Raw genomic sequence first — 18290 nt, forward strand, 5'->3', positions numbered from 1 at the left:
CGGTCATCAGGTGAGGGTCGCAGATCGGGGCTGGGCCGTCGCGCACCGGGTCAGGGTGCGCGACGACCCAGCAGCGAGTACCCGGACGCGGCGAGCGCCGGGCGGCGGTCCTACTCCGCGCGCAGGAAGGCTCCCACTCGTTCGGTGCCGAGCACGGGATCCGCTTCACCCTCGCCGAAGACGTAGCGGCCGTTGACGAAGACCGCGGTGACGGTGTCGTCGTTGCGGTTGACCATGCGCGACAGGTTGCCGAAGATCGCGAGGGGACTCTCCGCGTAGGCGTCCAGGGTTTCGTCCAGGTGGGCGGGGTCGATCACGACGGCGTCGGCGCGATCACCCACGCGCAGGTGGCCGGTGTCCAGGCCGTACCAGTCGGCCAGTTCGCCGGTGAGGCGGTGCACCGCGTGCTCGACCGTCATGAACGGCTTGTCGCTGGTCGCGGCGTCGTTGACGCGACGAAGCAGGCGCAGACCGAAGTTGTAGAAGGCCATATTGCGCAGGTGCGCGCCCGCGTCGGAGAAGCCGAGCTGGACCGACGGGTCGGCGGCCAGGACGTCGGCCACCTCGGGTCGGTGGTTGGAGATGGTGGTGCGCCAGCGCAGTTTGTCACCGTGTTCGACGACGAGGTCGAGGAACGCGTCGACCGGATGCAGGCCCCCACGGTCGACACCGACCTCACCGAAGGTCTTGCCGATGACGGTCTCGTCGGGGCATTCGACAATGTCAGCGTCGAAGAAGTCGCGGTGCCACGCGCGCGGGCCGTACTTGTTGTCGTAGTCCTTACGGAAGGTGCGGCGATACTGCTCGTCCTGCATGAGGTGACGCTGCTCGTCGATGTGGTCGGACAGGTGCAGAGCCGCCGCGCCGGAACCGAACTCCTCGAACACCGGCAGCGAGATGCCGTCGGAGTACACCTCGAACGGCACCGGCAGATGCTGCCAGCGGAAGTTGCCGTCGAGCCCGTTGATGATCTTGCCGACGGCCGGGAACATCTTGGACGCGCCCGGCACCGCCTTCACATCGGCCGCCGACAGCAGGCTCACCTTGAGCGCGTTACGCCACAGACCGATGCTCGACACCGCCATCGACACCAGGCTCTTGGGGTTGGTGATGTCGGGTCCGCCCTGCAACGCGCGACCGCGCTTGCGCAGGATCGTGTTGAGCCGGTGGCGTTCCTTGCTCTTGGCGTAGGTGGACGGCAGCGTGCGCGAACGGCAGGTCTCGCCGTCGAGCTTGTCGAAAAGCAGCTGCTGCGAGGACATTCCGACGAAGCCGACGTCGAGCGCGTCGGCGAGCATGCGCTCGATCTCGGCCAGCTCCTGCGCGGACGGTTTCACGTCCTTGCGGGTGGAGCGGTCCAGCCCCATCACCGCGGCCCGGATATCGGAGTGGCCGATGAAGCCGGCCAGGTTGGGCCCGAGCGGCAGCTGTTCGAGCGCGTCGACGTATTCGCCTGCGGTACTCCAGGTCTGGACGTCGTTCATCGCGCCGACCACGTACTGACGCGGGATGGCCTCGACCCTGCCGAACAGATCGCCCGCGGTCTCGCCGTCGACGTGCACGGTCGAGAGCGAACACGAACCGAGCAGCACGGTGGTGACGCCGTGCCGCACCGACTCCGACAGCGACGGGTCGAGCAGGACTTCGATGTCGTAGTGGGTGTGGATGTCGATGATGCCGGGGATCACCCATTTGCCGGTCGCGTCCACGACGCGGGAGCAGCCGGTCTCGTCGAGCGGGGTCTCCGAGATCTCGGCGATCCTGCCGTCGGTGATACCGAGGTGACGAACCGCGGACGGGGCGCCGGTGCCGTCGAACCAACGGGCACCCTTGATGATGCTGTCGAACATGGTGTGACCCCTCTTAGATCGCGAGCTCGCGCCTGGTGACTTTACCGGTCGCGTTGCGCGGCAGCGCGTCCGAAGTGATCCGCCACCGGGCGGGCACCTTGAAATAGGCGAGGCGATCGGCGACGAAAGCGCGCAGGTCCTCCGGGTCCACCGCCCCTGGTTCGGCGACGACGATCGCCGCCACTTCCTGGCCGAGATCGGGGTGGGCGACGCCGAAGACCGCGCAGTCGCTGACGGCCGGATGCTGGACGAGCACGTTCTCGATCTCGGTGGGATACACGTTCTCACCGCCGCGCAGGATCAGGTCGGTGCGCCTGCCCGACACGGTGAGCCTGCCGTTGTCCATCGTGCCGAAATCGCCGGAGCGCAACCAGCGTTGGTCGTCGATCGCGGCCGCGGTGGCCGCGTCGTCGTTCCAGTAGCCGAGCATCACGTAGGGACTGCGGATACAGATCTCGCCCTCTTCACCCTCGGCGACCGCGTTGCCCTCGGCGTCGCGGATCTCCACCGCCACCCCGATGATCGGCCTGCCGACCGAGGCGTCGTCCGCGGCCAGGTCCAGCGGGGTGGCGACCGTCGCCGCGGTGCCGCTCTCGGTGAGGCCGTAGCTGGTGGTCAACGAGAACTGCAGGGCCGGGATCTTCTCGCGCAGGCTGGCGAGCAGCGCGGGCGAGGACGGCGCGGAGTTCAGCGAGAGCGCGCTCAGCGACGACAGATCGTGCTGGGCCACATCGTGTTCCAGCAGACGCGAGGCCATGGTCGGCACCGCCGCCCAGTTGGTGACCTTCTCGCGCTCGACCAGGCTCAGTACCCGGCCGACTTCGAAGGCGCCGTGCGGGAACACCGCCGCCGCACCGGTCAGCAGACGCGGGATGACGAGATTGTGCAGGCTGGCGATGTGGAACAGCGGCGCGGTGACCAGGTAGCGGCGATCGCTGGGGGCGTCGCCGGGCTCCTGCCCCATGAACGCGGCCAGCATGGCGTCGGTGAAACGGTGATAGTCACTGATCGCCACCATGTTTCGCTGCGAGTGGACAACCCCCTTCGGCCTGCCGCTGGTCCCGCTGGTGTAGAGGATCACGGCCGGATCGTCCTCGGCGACCGGCGTACCGGGGATCTCGCCGCCGCCGAACTCGGCGATCAGGGCGGGCAGATCCTCGTCCATGGTCAAGACGGGCAGGTCGGTGCCGGTCTCGGCGAGCAGCGCAGCCCTTTTCGCGTCGGCGATGACGACAGTCGGGGTGGTGTGGCCCAGCCCGTAGGCGATCTCCGGCGGCGCCCACCAGGCGTTGTAGCCGACCGGGATCGCGCCGAGGCACTGCGCGGCCCAGAACGCGATCACCCAGTCCGGGCCGTTGGCGGCCAGGATGCCCACGCGATCGCCCTTGCCGACGCCGTACCTGGCGGCCAGCGCGGTGGCCAGCGCACCCGCGGCCGCGGCGTGCTCGGTGAAGGAGATCCGGCGGTCCTCGGTGACGAGGTAGTCGCGCTCGCCCCACTTGCGCGAGTGCTCCAGTAGTTCGCGCAGGTTGGCACGGCGATGGGCGAGGACCGGAATCGGCACGCCGAGAACGGGTTCGACGGTCATCTCGAACGGCGCGCCCGGCGCGGTCAGGCCCGCCGCCACCTTGGCCACGAATTCCTGTGGGTCTACAGCATCGGTCATGTTCTTCTCCATCAGGGAATCAGGACGGCGCGGCCGCGGATCGCGCCGGAGTCGAGTCGGTCGAAGGCGGTGCGGGCGTCGGCCAGGTCGAACCGCTCGACCTGGGCGCGGAGCTTGCCCGCGGCGGCCAGAGCCACGGCATCGATGAGGTCGGACCTGGTGCCGCCGTAGGACTTTCGCACCGTGGCGCCCCAGGGCAGTCCGGGTCCGCCCGCCGGTCCCGCGTCGATGCCGGTGGCGCCGCCGCCGAGACCGACCAGCCGGACAGCGCCGTTGGGGGCGACGGATTCGACGGCGACCTTGACGGTGGGGTCGGCGCCGACGAAGTCGAACACCGCCTCCGCACCGCGTCCGCCGGTGAGCTCCAAGATCGTTGCCGCGGTGTTCTCGTCGGCCTTGAGCACGATGTCGGCGCCGCATTCGGTGGCCAGGGCGAGCTTGTCGGCGTCCACGTCGACCGCGATCACGGTGGTCTGGGTGAGGGTCTTCAACAGCTGGATCGCGACGTGGCCGAGTCCGCCGATGCCGATGGCGACCGCGGTGGCGCCGGGCCACAGCTGGTCCATGGCGCCGCGAATGGCGTGCATCGGGGTCAGGGCGGCGTCAGCGAGCGGCGCGGCGTGGGCGAAGTCGAGTTCGTCGGCGATCGGTACGAACGAGCGCACCGGAATGCGGACGTACTCGGCCATGCCGCCGTCGGGGCCGAGGCCAGGGCACGGTGGCATCGCGGTGCGACCGGCGGCCAGGCAGACATTCTCGTTGCCGCGCAGGCACTCCCGGCATTCGCCGCACGACCAGCACAGGTACACGATCCCGCGTTCGCCGACGCTGCGACCTTGCACCCCCGAGCCGATCGCCTCGATGGTGCCGGCGATCTCGTGGCCCAACGTCAAGGGCTTCTCGCTCATCGGGAACGGCAGGCTCAGCACGAACGAATCCGAATGGCAGATTCCGGCCGCGCCGACCCGCAGCAGCAGATCGCCGGGGCCGAGTTCGGGTACCGGCACCGTACGGAGTTCGAGGGTGCCCGGGGCCGTCAACTGCATCGCGCGCATGGTCATCGGGTGTCTCCTACCGCGTCGAACGTGGCCTTCAGATAGCTGTCGCACCGATCGGAACCGATCAGTCCGGTGGCCATGCGATTCATGGTGTAGGCGAAGGTGATTCGGCGATCCAGGTCGTTGACGACCATCGAGCCGCCGTACCCGGCCCACCAGCAGACCCGCCCGTCGGGGATGTGCGGGAACGTCTCCGGTCGTGGCAGCCCGTAGCCGATGCCGAAACGTAGCGGAGCCAGCAGCGCGAGGTCGATGCCGTCGGCCTGCTCGCGGAAGATCAGCTCGATCGTCGCCGGCGAGAGGAACTGCCTGCCGCTCAGCTCGCCGCCGTTGGCGATCAGCGACTGGATGCGGGCCACCGAGCGCGCGTTGCCGTGCCCGTTGGTGCCGCCGATCTCGGCCTCGCGCCAGGCCGGCGTCGCGGTTTCGGAGACCTCCAGCCAGGGACTGGTGAGCGTCTTGATCAGCACGCTGTCCTGATCGAGGGTCGACAGGTCGAAGTCCGGCATCTCCGGCGGCACCAGGGTGGCGATCCGGTCCGCGTGCTCGGGACCGGTGCCGATGTGGAAATCGGCGCCGAGGGGCCCGGCCAGTTCGCCGGCGAAGAACGTGCCCAGTGAACGACCGGTGATGCGGCGCACGAGTTCGCCGACGAGATGGCCGTAGTTGATGGCGTGATAGCCCGAGGCGGTGCCCGGCTCCCACCAAGGTGCCTGTGTCGCCAGCCGGGCGGCGGCGGCATCGGTGTCGTAGATGTCGGACAGCACGATCGGCTTGTCCCAGCCCGAGACACCCGAGGTGTGTGAGAGCAGGTGCCGAACTTCGATGTCGGCCTTGCCGTTCGCCGCGAATTCGGGCCAGTAGTGGGCAACCCGCTGGTCGACGTCGAGTTCACCACGGTCGACCAGCAGCAGGGCACACAGCGCCGTCATCGTCTTGGTGACCGAGAAGACGTTCACCAGGGTGTCGGCCGCCCACGCGGTGCTCTGCTCCGGGTCGGCGTAGCCACCCCACAGGTCGAGCACCGGGTCGCCGTCGACGGTGACGCACAGGGCGGCGCCCAGTTCGGCGCCGGAGGCGAGGTGCTCGTCGAAGGCCGCACGCACACCGGCGAATTCGTCACGGCAGAAGCCCGAGGAGGTGCTCATCGCGCCACCTCGGCCCTCACCCGAGCGGGCACCGGCAACGTATTGCCGGCGGCGGCGGCACGTTTCGCGCCGCGCTCCAGCTCCTTGGTCATCGAGCGCACGTACGGCTCGAATTCGGTCTGGATGGTGTGGCGGGGCGAATCGTAATAGCGTCCGGCGCGTTTGGCCTCCTGCGCGCCGAGCACCTCGTCGATCTGCTCGCGCGGGGGCAGGTGATAGCGGCCGGTCAGGTAAGCCGCCACCAGCTTGCTCTGCTGCTCGGCGAAGTTCACCAGCGTCGGCATCGGCTGGGCCAGGCCGAGATAGAACAGGTTGTCCACGCCGGGCTTCATCATCATCTGGAACAGCGGGAACCGATTGGCCGCATCGGGCACCAACTCGGCGTCGGCGAAGAACGGGAAGCTGATGTGGTAGCCGGTGGCGCACACGATCACGTCGACCTGCTCGCTGGTGCCGTCGGCGAAATGCACGGTGTCGCCGTCCAATCGGGTGATCGCGGGCTTGCACTCCACGTCACCGCAGCCGGCCCGGTGCAGGAATTCCTCACTCGCCGACGGATGCGCCTCGAACGGCTCGTGATCGGGCGTCGGCAGTCCGTAGGTCGACATCTCGCCGCGGTTCTTGCGCACGAAGCGCTGTTTGAGCTTGAGCGCGATCTTGTCGGGAATCCACGCGGGCATCGACGCCCGGTCGCCCACTTGCCCGTTGACGTACTTGGGCAGCACCCACACGCCGCGACGGGCGGAGACGAACAGCTTCGAGGCGATGAACCGCTGGGACAGTTCCGAGGCGATATCGAGCCCGGAGTTGCCCATGCCCACCACGACGATCCGCTTGCCGCGCATGTCGATCGGGTCGAACGGGTCGTTGTAGGCGTGGCTGTGCATGAGCACGCCGTCGAATTCGCCGGGGTAGTCCGGGAATCGGGGATTCCAGTGGTGGCCGTTGCACACGATCAGCGCGTCGTAGACCTCGGTGTCACCCGCCGCTGTCGTGACCCGCCACAGGCCCGCGTCGTCGCGCTCGGCCGAGGTGACCAGGCTGTTGAACCGAATACTGTCGCGCAGGCCGAAGTGGTCGACGTAGTCCTTGAAGTACTGCAGCAGCTGTGAGTGGTGCGGGAAGTGCGGCCAATCCGCCGGGGCCGGGAAGTCCTCGAACTGCAGGCGGTACTTCGAGGTATCGATGTGCAGGCTCTGATAGCAAGCCGACATGCCGTTGGGGTTCTTGAAGTACCAGTTGCCGCCGACCTCGTCGGACGCCTCGTAACAGTCGAACGGAATTCCGTTCTCGGCAAGCCGTTTGGCGGCGGTGATACCCGAAGGTCCGGCGCCGATGACGCAGACCTTGGGTAATTCGCGTGTATCCATGCACAACTCCTGAGCGGCCTCGGTCATCGATGACCATGCCGGTGACGTGGACCACAGGATAACGTCTCGCTAGACATCGTGTCCAGTGAATGGGCTGATCGTCTAAGATGGCCGCATGACGACCGAACCCGCCCGCCGTGGATCGCTCCGCGAGGAACAGAAGCGCCTGACGAAGGCCCGGATCGTCGAGACCGCACGCACCCTGTTCGAAACGCAGGGCTACTCCGATGTCCGCGTCGACGACATCGCCGCCGCCGTCGGTTGCAGCCGGGCGACCTTCTACCTGCACTTCACGAGCAAAGGCGAGGTGCTGCGCGCCATCGCCCAGGAAGGCACCCTCGCCAGCGTCCGGGATTTCTACGCCGACCTGGACCGGGTACTCACCATCGGCTCCCGAGAGTCGTTCGCGGACTGGATGACTCGCGCGATCGACTGGTTCTTCACGAACAAGGACATGCTCCCGGCATGGGACGAGGCCACCGCGCTCGAACCGGAATTCCGCGCGGTGGCGCGCGAGGGCATCATGACCTTGGCCGACACCATGCCCGCCTATCTCGCCCGCTGGCCCGAGCACCGCCGCGACGAGGCCCGCCTGCGGATCGAACTGCTCGTCGCCCAGCTCGAGCGGTTCTTCACCCGCTGGGCGATGCAGGGCACCATCGACGTCTCGGCCGCTCAGGCCGCGGCGGTGCTCACCGATGTCTGGTTTCCGGCCCTGCAGGCGCCGGACTGAGATCAGAGCAGGCCGAGCACGCGAGCCTGGGCGATCGCTTCGGCGCGCGCGTTCACCGCGAGCTTCTGGTAGATGCCGCGCAGGTGCGTTTTGACGGTGTTCACCGAGACGCCGAGGTCGGTGGCGATATTGCCCGCGGTCATGCCCGAGGGAAGTTGGCGTAGCACCACCAGTTCGGTGTCGGTGAGTTGCGGTGCGCCCGCGGTGGCGCCGCGGTGGGCACGGATACGGTCGACCAGCGCCGCGTACTGGCCGAAGCGCGAGCCGATGCGGGCGAGCAGTTCGGCAGCCTCCGGCACGTCGAGGAACGGGCGCGTCAGCTGTTCGGTCGACGCCTGCGCGAGAGCCTGTTCGCAGGCGTCGTCGACCTTGCGGGGACGATCGAGGCGGTCGGCGGCGACCGCGACCAGCAGCCACGCCGCGACCAGCGAGCGCGAGGAACAGCGCGGGGTGGCGAGCAGCGGTTCCAGCACCGTCAGCACGACGGCCGGGCGATGGGCGTAGAGCGCCAGTCCCGCTTCGGCGACAGCCATCTCGGGGGTCCGGCCGAGCACGCGCGTGGCGTGATCGATCAACTGCTGCGCGTCGGCCCTGGCCTGCACACGCAGCAGCAGCCACAGCACGTCGGTGACCAGTTCACCGGTGCCGTACAGCGTCGGCGATTCGTCGAGCAGGCGGTGCAGCTGCTTGGCGAGTGCGACCGCGGCGGCCGACCGATCCGCGGCGTCGGCGAACATCAGCACCCCGGTCATGATCGCCACCTGACGCACCGGCGCGGGCACCACGGTCTCGTCGGCCGCGACCCAGGGCAGACCCGACGGCGGCCACTCGAAATCCGCGCCCTGCTGATAGGCGCCATAGGCCGCGAGCACCCTGGCCGGAGCGGCTTCGGCCGAGCCGGCCAGTTGGTAGCGTTCGGCGCAGTCGATCGCCTGGACCGCCAGCGCGCGCAACTCACCGAGCCGGCCCGCCATCCCGGCTGCCCCGGCCGTCGCGGTTCTGGCACGGACCGCGACGCGACCCAGTCCGGTCTGCTCGGAGTGCACGATCGCGTGGCGCACAGACGCCGCGCCGCTGTCGATCTCGCCCCCGTAGATCTCGGCGATGCCGCAGTGCAGTGCGGCATAGCAGTCGAGGTCGGGCTGGCCGGTCACCGGCGGCAGTGGCCAGCGCATCGAGGACGAATCACCCACCAGGACAGCCACTCCCGCGCTCACAGCGCGATCGAGAGCGGCCACCCACTCGGCGGGCACCACCGGCGCGGCCGATTCGGGGCCCACATGGGCGGCTTCGAGATAGACCTCTGCGGCGGCGATATCGCCCGACTCCACCGCGACGGCCGCGCGCAGCAGGCGAACGAAAGTGTCGTGTTCGGACAGATTTTCGAGGGCGGCGAGCAGGGCGTGGCCCGTGCCGTCCAGGACCATGCGCAACCCCCAGTCGCGCAGGAAGGGCACCAGCCCGGGGGTGCCGGGCTCGGCCAGAACATGCCCGAGCGCGGGCCCCGGCATCGCGGCCGCGGTGAACCAGGCCGCCACCCGGCGATGACAGTCGGGCAGGTGCTCCGGCCTGGTGTACGCGGCCTCGGCGAGCAGGTAGGCGCGCAGGAGCGGATGGTAGGTGTGCCAGAGTTCGCCCGCGTGGGCGACGGTGTGCAGCGGGAAGTTCGCGCGCAGCAGTTCGTCGAGGATGCGGGCGGCGTCGCCGCCGACCAGATCCTCGGCCATCGGCAGGCAGAATTGCTCGGGAACCGCTGTGGCGAGCAGGAATTCAAGCGTGGGTGCGGGCAGCGCGGCGAGCAGTTCGGCGACCAGGAAGTCGGCGACGGCGTGCGAGGGGCGGGCCAGCGCCGCGAGGGCGGTGTCGCGGTCGGTGCCGCCGGCCGACAGGCAGATCGCCGCGATGCGGACCAGCGCGGCCCAGCCACGGGTCAAATTCTGGACCACGGCGAGTTCGGCGTCGTCGAGTCGGCACCCGTGCTGGGCCAGCAGTTGAGCGACCCGATCCGGCGACAACGCGAGTTCGGGCACTCCGATCCGGGTGAGCCTGCCCGCCAGATCGAGGGCGTGCCAACGCAGCGGCGGGTCGAATCGGCTCGCGATCACCGCGGTGACCTGGCCGGGCAGGTGTGTGAGCAGGTATTCGAGGCCGGCGAGTTGCAGCGGGTCGGTGAGCAGGTGGGCGTTGTCGATCACCAGCACGGTCGGCTCGACGTCGGCCAGCGCGGCGACGAGGTCCACGGCGCGGTCCATCGGCGTGTGCAGCATCCCGGTCGGGACGAAATCCGGGATCGGCTCGAGTGTTCGGGCGATGTCGGCCAGCAGATCGGATCCGTGCTGTTCGGCGACGGTCGACCACGCGACGCGGGCCGAGCACCGGCGGCGCACCCAGTCGACCAGCACGACGGTCTTCCCGCTGCCCGCGGGGCCGCACAGCAGCACCGTCTGCCCGACGCCTGCCTGCGCCCGATCCAGGCGGGCGAACGCCTCGTTGCATCGAACCGGGGCGAAGGACAGCTCGGGAAGACCGGCGGGCCGACCCGCCACAGCTATCACCGAGCCGCCACCGTGAAAGTCCAGAGAACCCGACGACGAAGCCATCTTCACCCTCCTGAACACGCTGTTCACCGCGTGGCGGCCGACCTCCGCCGAGATCGACGGTAGGCGAATCAGCGGCTGTACGGTTGCTGGCGAGGGAAAGTGAGATCGCTCGTTATCAGATCGACGTCGACTCGTCGGCGAATGCTCAGTCGGGCAACTGGGACATACTCAGCAGCGTGAGGCCGAGGGTGTCGATGCGGGCCATCACGCCACGCATGGCCGTACTGTCGGCGACCAGACCGAACAGGGTGGTGGTTCCGGTGGGCGAATGCGAGCTGGGGCGCAGCTCGGGAAAGGCCGCGAGGACACGCTCGGACAGCTCGCCCTCGATGACGAACTGATAGCGCAGCGGGCCGGACGTCGACATGGTTCCAGTGTCGCGGCCGGTCGCCGAGGGTGCCTCATCCGCTCCGGGTGAATTCGCTTGCCACCTGCGACGTCACCGGCCGAAACATTTTTAAACATGGTTATTTCAGTTTCCGGGACGCGGTGGCGCTCCGGTGGCTAATGTCGCGCTCATCATCAGCGCGAACAGGAGAACATCATGAAGATCTACCAGGCGCGGCGTGCCGGTTTCGGACTCACGGCTTTCACCGCGGTGGCCGCGGCCGCCGTGCTGGCAGCACCCCAGGCATCCGCGCTCGTGCAGGGGATCGCGGTGAGCGGCAGCACGCACTACGTGGATACCGCCTACACCGTGACCGCCGATGTCACCGCCACCTCGTTCCTGTTCAAGGTGACCTTCACCGACAACGGCACCCAGATCGGCGAGCCGGTCTCGGTCGCCGACGGCAAGGCCACCATCACCTGGACGCCCAAGACCACCGGCGCGCACGAGATCAAGGCGGTGCAGGAGCTCATCAGCTCGAAGACCGTCACGATCACCGTCGCCCCGAAGCCGACCAACCCCGGCGGTGGCACGAGTACCGGTTCCGCTGATCTGGGTGGGCTGCTGTCGGGCTCGGCCGGCTAGCCCCACCCGCGACGACGGCCGCCGCGAACCTCTCCCCGCGGCGGCCGTTCGCGCGTTCAGGCCTGGTCGTAGGCCTGTTGCAGGGCGGCGATGTCGAGCTTGGACATCGAGCGCAGCGCCGTGCCGACGGCGATGACGCGATCGGTCTCGCCACCCATCAGCTTGGGCAGCACAGCCGGGACGACCTGCCAGGACACCCCGAAGCGGTCGGTGAGCCACCCGCACGGACCGGGCGCGCCGCCGCCACTCGTCAACGCCTCCCACAGCCGATCGATCTCGTCCTGGGTATCCACGATCACCTGCAGCGAGGCGGCATCACTGTGCGGGTGACCCGGGCCGCCGTTCATCAGCGTGACAGCCTGGCCGTCGAGGTCGAGGGTGACGATGAAGGCCGAACCGTCGCCCTGGCGGGTGACCTCGACGACGCGCGAGTTCGGGACGGTCGCGGCATAGAGTTGGCCCGCCGCTTCGGCGTCGGCATCGAACCAGAGGAATGTGTTGACGGACATGATGTGCTCCTTGGGGTGAGTGGCTTGCTTCACCCACTGGTCGGAGCCGCGCACCGCCCTTCGACACATCCACCGAACTTTATTTTCGCGGCAGGGTCTGCGCGAACCCCACCCCGCGTTCGACCCATTCCCGCAGTGCGGTGTCGTCGTCGACCGTTTCGGGGGCCACGCGCAGCCAGCCGTGCAGCTCGCGTCCGCCCATCACCATCGGCGTGATCGTCGATCCGTCGAGCAGGGCATCGCCTTCGGCCGGGGCGACCCGCACCAGCAGCCCGCCCTTGCCACTGGCGGCCACGGCCATGTTGCCGCCGATCAGGAAGGCGAGACCGCCGAACATCTTCCGCTCGTCGAGATCGGGCCGTGGGTAGACGATCTCCCGGATCCGCTCGGCGAGTTCCTCGTCGTATGCCATCGGCTCAGTGTGCGCCGAGCCACCGACAAGAAGGCTCAGATGCCGAGGGCGGCGGCGAACATCGGCCAGGAATCGTGGACGTCGTCCTGCCAGTACGGCCAGGCATGGGTGCCCCCGGCGCGGAAGCGGACGTCCGCGGGGATGCCGAGCTGGGCCAGGCGTCCCGCGAGTGGGCTCGAGCAGCTGCCGACCACGGCTTCCATGGTGCCGCCGACCAGCAGCCGGTCGAGCAGGACGCCGACGTTGCCCGCGATGCTCGGATCGTTGAAGGCCTCGTGCGGGCCGGGAGCGCCGTTGCCCGAGGACAGGTAGATGGCGGTGCCGCGCAGGCGGTCGGCGTGCAGAGTCGGGTCGTTGGCCGCCCACGCCGGGTCGCCGGGGACGCCCCACATGTTGGTTGCGTCGGCGCCGAACGTGGCCAGCTGGGACCGGACCAGCGTCTCCGCCAGCGGATTACTGGTCTGCGTGCACCCGCTGAAGGCACCGACCGCGCGATACAGGCCGGGCGCCGCGATCGCCAGATTCAAGGCCGAGGTGGCCGACATCGACAGGCCCGCGACGCCGTTGGCGCCGGTCATGCCGAAGCGATCGTTGAGCAGCGGGGGAAGTTCCTCGGTCAGGAAGGTGGACCACTTGTTGCGACCCAGCGCGCCGTCGTCGCGCTGCCAGTCGGTGTACATACTGGCGCGGCCACCGATCGGGACGATCACGTTCACCGGCTTGTCGGCGAAGAAGTCGACCACATCGGTGCGCCGCATCCACGGCCCGCCGCCCTCGCCACCGTCGACCGCGTTCAGCAGATACAGCGCGGGCGCACCGGACCCGGGATGCGACATCCACAGGGTGATCGGGCGGTTCATCGCCGCGGAGTACACGACCACCTCGAATTGCCGGCCGCCGAGCGGGCGAACATCGAGGATCCCCGACTCCGCCGATGCCGCGGGCGAGACGACGATTCCACAGCCGAGCAGGACGAGCAGACAGCACACAAGCCGACGCATGCGACGTAGTGTGCCGCATGACCCCGCTAATGTCCGGCATTGGGCGGTTCGTGTCCCTATTGTGCGTGTTCATCCGGAAAATGCGCGCGCAGCCCGGTGATCGAGGCGGGTCCCGCATCGGGGACGTGCATCCGGTCCGCAATCGTGGCGCGGAGCTTGCGCGGGAGTCCGGGCGCGTGCCGGGCGAGGTAGGCCGAGAGCCATTCCGGTTCGCCGACGAGGAACGGGAAATCGGTGTTCATCATCGGACGGATCACCAGCATCGGCAGCGGGGCGTGCAGCGGGCGGTAGTCGCGATTCCACAGGCCCGCTACCGGGCAGCCGGGATAGAACTGGCCGAGCATGGCGCCCGCGCGCACGATGTCACTCTTTCGCGTGGCGTGGGCGGCGTCGATGCGGGTGGTGTCGTCGAGGTCGGGGAAGACGGTCAGAACGGCTGGGGTGTGGTCGAGGGTGCGGTAGAGGTCGAAGGCGTCGTCGACGGCCTCGGTGATCGAGCCGGTGCCGGCCAGTTCGGCGATCCACAGGGTGTGTTGTGCGGCAGCGGGTTTGACGAACGGGCAGACGGGGCCGGGCCGGCCCTGGGTGGGATCCGGTCGCATCAGGGTGTCGGCGAACCACTCCAGCAACGGCGCCGTTCGAGGGTGTTCGGCGGACCAGCGAACGGGGTCGTCGTAGACGCACCACCAGGTGGCAGCGGTGCGCCTGCCGGTCGTCGAGCGCAGGGTGGTCATGGTGTGGCCGTCGCGGTTTCGGCCGCACGCAGGTGACGGTCGAGGATCGGGCCGATGCGGGCGACGACATCAACGTTGGTGAGCTGGGCGTGGGTGGTGTCGACCGGGTGCTCGACGAGACGACCCGTGACGAAAGGCCGCCAGATCTGGGCGTCGAGGAAGGCGGTCATGCCCTGGGTGGCGCAGAAGTAGAGGAGGTCGCCGTCGAACCGGTCGGGGCGGTAGCCGTGCGAGAGACGAACACCGTCGGCGTAGGCCTCGTGCAGTCGGGTCAGCTGGGCAGCGGTGAGCCCGGATCCGAGAGTTGCTCCGGCGGCGGCCAATTCGGCGGCGGCTTGCTCCGCCGAGAGGTCGGGAAGGGCGTCTGCGTCGTCGGGTTCGTCGCCGAGCAGGTGGGTGAGGAGGTCGCGCATGCGGGGGCGCGGGGGTGGATCCGCGTGCTCGGGGACGACGACACTGTCGAGCATGGCGAGGGTGGCGACGTCACGGCCTTCGGCGCGCAGCCGGACGGCGGTGGCGTGGGCGAGCTGGCCGCCGAGGGACCAGCCGAGGAGGTGGACGGGGCCCTCGGGTTGCAAGCGGGTGATCTCGGTGGCGTAGGTCCTCGCGAGGAAGTCGACGGTCAGGGCGTCCGGCCGCGATGGTTTCGCGGTCACGTGCTCACCTGATGCGGCCCGGCCCGGCCCCGCGACCGACAAGGTCGGTGCCTGCAATCCGTACACCGGACGGTCCGTGATGTGGCGTGCCAGGCCGGTGTAGCACCAGGCGAGCGGGACGGCGGAGTGGACACAGAACAGAGGGGGGTGGGTCCCGCCGGTGCGCAAGGGCAGCACAGTGGCGAGGGCGTCGGCACCCGGGTCGGCGTCGGTGCGGTAGGTCTCGATGCGGTGGGCGAGGGCGGCGACCGTCGGTGCGGTGTAGAGCCAGCGGACCGTGATCGGGGTGTCCGTCGACTGGGCCAGCTGCGCCGAAACACTCACGCCGGTCAGGGAATTGCCGCCGATCGCGAAGAAGTCGTCGTCGGCGCCGACCGTCTCGAGATCGCAGGCGGTGGCGAAGGTGGTGGCGATCAGGTGCTGGAGCGGGGTTTGTGGCGATCGGTGAGGAGTGGCGGGCTGCGTGGGAAGTGCCGCGCGGTCGAGTTTGCCGTTGGCTGTCAATGGGAGGCGGTCGAGGGTGACCAACGCGGCGGGGACCAGGGCCGCGGGTAGGACAGTGCGGAGACGGGCGAGGGCCGCGGCGGCATCGAATGTGATGCCCGAGGCGAACAGATGCTCCGGCCCGCGGACCAGGACCGAAGCGGTGTCCGATGCGGGAGGATCGTCCGAGCCGCAGGGCAGGGGCGAGGCACTGTCGGACGTGGTGTTCGGCGCGCAGGATTGCCGCGGATCGGGGCGGCCGGAGGTTCGGGTCGGGACGACGTAGCCGATGAGCCGGGCGGCGGGGGTGCCCGCGTCGGCGATGTCGACTGCGGCGTGGGCGATGGCAGGGTCGGTGAGCAGCGCTGCTTCGACCTCGGCCGGTTCGATGCGGCGGCCGCGGACGGCCAGCTGGGAATCGATGCGGCCGAGGAACTCGTAGCCGCCGTCGGCGCGTGGTCCGACGAGATCACCGGTGCGGTAGACACGTTCGCCGCCACCTCGGGGATCTGCCACGAAACGGGCCGCGGTGTTCGCGGGATCGCCGATGTAGCCCTGCGCTACGCACGGTCCACCGAGGTACAGCTCGGCCCGCGCACCGGCGGGGACGGCTCGCAGGCGTGGATCCAGGAGCAGCGCCACCACTTCCGGCAGCGGTGCGCCGATGGTCACGGGCTCCCCCGCTACCAGGGGCGCCGATTGTGTGGCCATCACCGTGGCCTCGGTGGGGCCGTAGCCGTTGTGCAAGCGGACTCGGGCCGCCCAGGTAGCGACCAGTTCCGGCGGGCAGGCCTCGCCGCCGACGACCACCACCGCCAGACTCGGCACGTCGGCGGGGCGCAAGGTGGCCAGCACGGCGGGCGTGGTGAGCAGATGCGTGACGCGATGCTCGGCGATCAGCCCGGTCAGCTCCGCGCCCGCGACCACCGTGGGCGGTTCGATCACCAGGCGCGCGCCTGCGGCGAACGCGGCGAGGAGTTCGAGCAGGTGCGCGTCGAAGGCGGGTGAATGCGCGTGCAGCACTACCGAATCCGGTGTGGTGCGGTAGCGGTCGAGCAGATGGCCGGTCAAGGGAGCGAGGCCGCGATGTGTGACCGCGACGCCTTTGGGCGCCCCGGTTGTCCCCGAGGTATGGATCAGATAGGCCAGGTGCGCGGAGGTCAGCCGGCCGCGACGATCCGCGTCGGTGACGGGGTCCGATCGCTGATCGGCCACGCGGGCCAGGGTTTCCGCGTCATCGAGCATCAGCCAGGTGACCCCGGCGGCATCGCCGGTTCGCCCGGGGCGAGCAGCCTGTGTCGTCAACCCCAGCACCGCACCGGATCCGGCGATGATCCGGGCGACCCGCTCATCCGGATCACCCCCATCGATCGGTGTCAGGCAGGCACCGGCCGCCGCGATCGCGCGCACTGCCAGCACCGACTCGAGCGACCTCGGAATCGCGGTCAGTACCGGACTTCCCGGCGTGACCCCATACGCGATGAGGACCCTGGCCCACCGCGCCGCCGACTCGCCGAGCTCCCGATAGGTCATCGACCGGCCACCGTCCACCACGGCGACGCTGTCGGTCCCATCGAACCCGCTGAACAGTTCGCTCAACGTCGAAGTCGTCGCCGCACCGGTGGCCGTGCGTGAACAACTCGGCACCGATTTCGCAGCAGGGCGCAGCTCCGGTCGTCCTGCGATGTCACCGGCATCGTCGCGCTCACCGGGTTCCACGCCCGCGTCCTCGGCGGAGAATCGCGAGCGCGGCGTGCTGAATTCGGCGGTCAGGTCGCGAATCCGCCGGGTGGGCTCGGCGGCGAGGAACGTAGCGAACCAGTCGACGAACAGGCGGTGGTACCAGGACAGGGTGGCGGCGTCGTAGCGGGCCGGGTTGGCTTGGAAGTCGATCGTCGCGGCGGTGTCGTCGGGACCGAGTTGATAGCCGTTGACGAGGAGATCTTCGACAGGGCCGAGGCTCAGCAGGTGGGCCCGGCCGGTAGCCGCCCCGAGGGTCAGCGGAGCGGTGAAGCCGAGGAGGTTGATCACCGGACCGAATCCGCCTCGGGCCAAGTGGGTTTCGCCACGGTCGCGCTGGATGTCCTCGTAGCGGTAGCACTGGTGACGCAGGGCGCCGATCACCCGCAGCCGCACCTGATGGATCAGCTCTTCGACTGTTGCCGTGCCGAGGTCGCGCAGCCGCAAGGGCACGACATTGGAGACCGATCCGGCCGAGCGTCGCAGGGCAGCGGTGGGCCGAGCGGCCACCGGCAGCGAGAGAACGACCTGGTCGGAGCCCGACATTCCGGCGAGGAACGCGGCGAAGGCGGCGGCGGTCAGCTCCGGAAAGCTTGCCGCGGAACGCCGGCGCGCGGCGGCCAGCAGATTCGCGGTGCGCTCGTCGAGGCAGGCCGACACCCGGTGCGGACAGGCCGACGCGGGCGCGGCGATACCGGCCACCCCGATCGGATCCGGCAGTTCCGCAGTCTCTTTCGCCCAGAAAGCCCGATCCGCCACCGCGCGCGAGGAATGCCGATAGACCCGATCCGCCTCGACCAGGTCCTCGATCGACAACAGCTGCGGGTGATCGAGACTGCTTCCCTCCGCATAGTTTTCGGCGGCCAGCCGTAGCAGCGCCACCGCACCGACACCGTCGAGCACCAGATGATGACTGCGCAGGTAGAGCAGGCACCGCTCGGGTCCGACGCGGTACAACGTCGCGACAGTGATCGCGTCCGCACACAGGTCCAGCCGACCCCGGCGATCCGCCTCCATCCTCGACAGCGCTTCGGCCACCGCCGCACCATGAGCCGCACCGCCGCCCGGCGGAACCTCGGCAGCACCGGTGAGATCGACCTCGGTGAGTTCGCCGAAGACGGCCGGGTCGAGGTATTGGTGTGGTGTGCCGTCGACGAGCCGTAGGCGCACGAGCGGTGACTGCAGTCGCACCGCCGCCGCGCGGATCGCGGTGCGCAGGCGCGCGATGTCCAGTGGCCCACGCAGATCCAGATACAGGGCGATCGTGGCGGGCACGCCGGGCGCGAGCTGATAAGCTACCCACCAGCGTAATTGTCCGGGAGACAAGGGAATCGGCACAGCTTCGGCCGCCATCACG

14 protein-coding genes are annotated in these 18290 nt (G+C 69.2%); 2 read left to right on the forward strand and 12 right to left on the reverse strand.

The window, feature by feature from the left end; translation table 11 throughout:
- Positions 1 to 110 precede the first annotated feature (110 nt).
- Genes ACFULV_RS01470 through ACFULV_RS01490 form a run of 5 tightly spaced genes read right to left on the reverse strand, consistent with a single transcriptional unit; the run spans position 111 to position 7092 of the window.
- The gene (locus tag ACFULV_RS01470) at positions 111 to 1850 is read right to left on the reverse strand and encodes an amidohydrolase family protein (RefSeq protein ID WP_378651939.1); all 1740 of its coding nucleotides are present in this window, start codon (positions 1848 to 1850) and stop codon (positions 111 to 113) included.
- Between the two features lie 13 nt (positions 1851 to 1863).
- Complete coding sequence (locus ACFULV_RS01475; RefSeq protein WP_378651942.1) at positions 1864 to 3516, reverse strand: class I adenylate-forming enzyme family protein; 1653 nt, start codon at positions 3514 to 3516, stop codon at positions 1864 to 1866.
- A gap of 11 nt (positions 3517 to 3527) precedes the next feature.
- Positions 3528 to 4571: an NAD(P)-dependent alcohol dehydrogenase gene (locus tag ACFULV_RS01480; protein WP_378652414.1), complete on the reverse strand. Its 1044-nt coding sequence runs from the start codon at positions 4569 to 4571 to the stop codon at positions 3528 to 3530.
- A gap of 2 nt (positions 4572 to 4573) precedes the next feature.
- Positions 4574 to 5722 (reverse strand): serine hydrolase domain-containing protein, encoded by a 1149-nt coding sequence (locus ACFULV_RS01485; RefSeq protein WP_378651945.1) that lies wholly within the window; start codon positions 5720 to 5722, stop codon positions 4574 to 4576.
- Positions 5719 to 7092, reverse strand: coding sequence for a flavin-containing monooxygenase (locus ACFULV_RS01490; RefSeq protein WP_378651948.1), 1374 nt, complete (start codon positions 7090 to 7092; stop codon positions 5719 to 5721). Before ACFULV_RS01490 ends, ACFULV_RS01485 begins: the two co-directional genes overlap by 4 nt.
- A 115-nt stretch (positions 7093 to 7207) precedes the next feature.
- On the opposite strand from ACFULV_RS01490, the gene ACFULV_RS01495 reads away from it, so the two are divergent.
- On the forward strand, positions 7208 to 7825 hold the full coding sequence (locus ACFULV_RS01495) for a TetR/AcrR family transcriptional regulator (protein ID WP_378632776.1): 618 nt from the start codon (positions 7208 to 7210) through the stop codon (positions 7823 to 7825).
- Positions 7826 to 7827: 2 nt separating this feature from the next.
- Here the strand turns inward: ACFULV_RS01495 and ACFULV_RS01500 are convergent, their stop codons facing one another.
- A complete protein-coding gene (locus ACFULV_RS01500; protein WP_378651951.1) occupies positions 7828 to 10425 on the reverse strand; it encodes a LuxR C-terminal-related transcriptional regulator in 2598 nt (865 codons plus the stop codon).
- 145 nt (positions 10426 to 10570) lie between these two features.
- Positions 10571 to 10792: a hypothetical protein gene (locus ACFULV_RS01505; protein ID WP_378632772.1), complete on the reverse strand. Its 222-nt coding sequence runs from the start codon at positions 10790 to 10792 to the stop codon at positions 10571 to 10573.
- A gap of 177 nt (positions 10793 to 10969) precedes the next feature.
- On the opposite strand from ACFULV_RS01505, the gene ACFULV_RS01510 reads away from it, so the two are divergent.
- Positions 10970 to 11398, forward strand: a complete 429-nt coding sequence (locus ACFULV_RS01510) for a hypothetical protein (RefSeq protein ID WP_378632770.1) — start codon at positions 10970 to 10972, stop codon at positions 11396 to 11398.
- Between the two features lie 56 nt (positions 11399 to 11454).
- On the opposite strand, the gene ACFULV_RS01515 is transcribed toward ACFULV_RS01510, so the two are convergent.
- The 5 genes from ACFULV_RS01515 to ACFULV_RS01535 form a co-directional block, all read right to left on the reverse strand.
- Positions 11455 to 11907 carry a VOC family protein gene (locus ACFULV_RS01515; RefSeq protein ID WP_378651956.1) on the reverse strand — a complete coding sequence of 151 codons (453 nt, stop codon included), beginning with the start codon at positions 11905 to 11907 and terminating at the stop codon, positions 11455 to 11457.
- A gap of 79 nt (positions 11908 to 11986) precedes the next feature.
- On the reverse strand, positions 11987 to 12319 hold the full coding sequence (locus tag ACFULV_RS01520; protein WP_378632765.1) for a TfoX/Sxy family protein: 333 nt from the start codon (positions 12317 to 12319) through the stop codon (positions 11987 to 11989).
- A 35-nt stretch (positions 12320 to 12354) separates the two neighbouring features.
- Entirely contained in the window at positions 12355 to 13320 is a 966-nt protein-coding gene (locus ACFULV_RS01525) for an alpha/beta hydrolase (RefSeq protein WP_378651958.1), read from the reverse strand.
- Positions 13321 to 13376: 56 nt separating this feature from the next.
- Complete coding sequence (locus tag ACFULV_RS01530) at positions 13377 to 14054, reverse strand: DUF6875 domain-containing protein (protein ID WP_378632759.1); 678 nt, start codon at positions 14052 to 14054, stop codon at positions 13377 to 13379.
- Positions 14051 to 18286 (reverse strand): amino acid adenylation domain-containing protein, encoded by a 4236-nt coding sequence (locus tag ACFULV_RS01535; protein ID WP_378651961.1) that lies wholly within the window; start codon positions 18284 to 18286, stop codon positions 14051 to 14053. The genes ACFULV_RS01530 and ACFULV_RS01535 overlap by 4 nt, the downstream gene beginning before the upstream one ends.
- Positions 18287 to 18290 lie beyond the last annotated feature (4 nt).

The organism is Nocardia sp. NPDC057272 (genome assembly GCF_042668615.1).
Taxonomy (GTDB): Bacteria; Actinomycetota; Actinomycetes; order Mycobacteriales; family Mycobacteriaceae; genus Nocardia.

Coding starts and splice junctions, on each gene's coding strand:
- ACFULV_RS01485 (WP_378651945.1), bottom strand. CDS start 5,722: ATGAGCACCTCCTCGGGCTTCTGCCGTGACGAATTCGCCGGTGTGCGT.
- ACFULV_RS01535 (WP_378651961.1), bottom strand. CDS start 18,286: ATGGCGGCCGAAGCTGTGCCGATTCCCTTGTCTCCCGGACAATTACGC.
- ACFULV_RS01510 (WP_378632770.1), top strand. CDS start 10,970: ATGAAGATCTACCAGGCGCGGCGTGCCGGTTTCGGACTCACGGCTTTC.
- ACFULV_RS01490 (WP_378651948.1), bottom strand. CDS start 7,092: ATGGATACACGCGAATTACCCAAGGTCTGCGTCATCGGCGCCGGACCT.
- ACFULV_RS01495 (WP_378632776.1), top strand. CDS start 7,208: ATGACGACCGAACCCGCCCGCCGTGGATCGCTCCGCGAGGAACAGAAG.
- ACFULV_RS01525 (WP_378651958.1), bottom strand. CDS start 13,320: ATGCGTCGGCTTGTGTGCTGTCTGCTCGTCCTGCTCGGCTGTGGAATC.
- ACFULV_RS01470 (WP_378651939.1), bottom strand. CDS start 1,850: ATGTTCGACAGCATCATCAAGGGTGCCCGTTGGTTCGACGGCACCGGC.
- ACFULV_RS01480 (WP_378652414.1), bottom strand. CDS start 4,571: ATGCGCGCGATGCAGTTGACGGCCCCGGGCACCCTCGAACTCCGTACG.
- ACFULV_RS01475 (WP_378651942.1), bottom strand. CDS start 3,516: ATGACCGATGCTGTAGACCCACAGGAATTCGTGGCCAAGGTGGCGGCG.
- ACFULV_RS01500 (WP_378651951.1), bottom strand. CDS start 10,425: ATGGCTTCGTCGTCGGGTTCTCTGGACTTTCACGGTGGCGGCTCGGTG.
- ACFULV_RS01515 (WP_378651956.1), bottom strand. CDS start 11,907: ATGTCCGTCAACACATTCCTCTGGTTCGATGCCGACGCCGAAGCGGCG.
- ACFULV_RS01530 (WP_378632759.1), bottom strand. CDS start 14,054: ATGACCACCCTGCGCTCGACGACCGGCAGGCGCACCGCTGCCACCTGG.
- ACFULV_RS01505 (WP_378632772.1), bottom strand. CDS start 10,792: ATGTCGACGTCCGGCCCGCTGCGCTATCAGTTCGTCATCGAGGGCGAG.
- ACFULV_RS01520 (WP_378632765.1), bottom strand. CDS start 12,319: ATGGCATACGACGAGGAACTCGCCGAGCGGATCCGGGAGATCGTCTAC.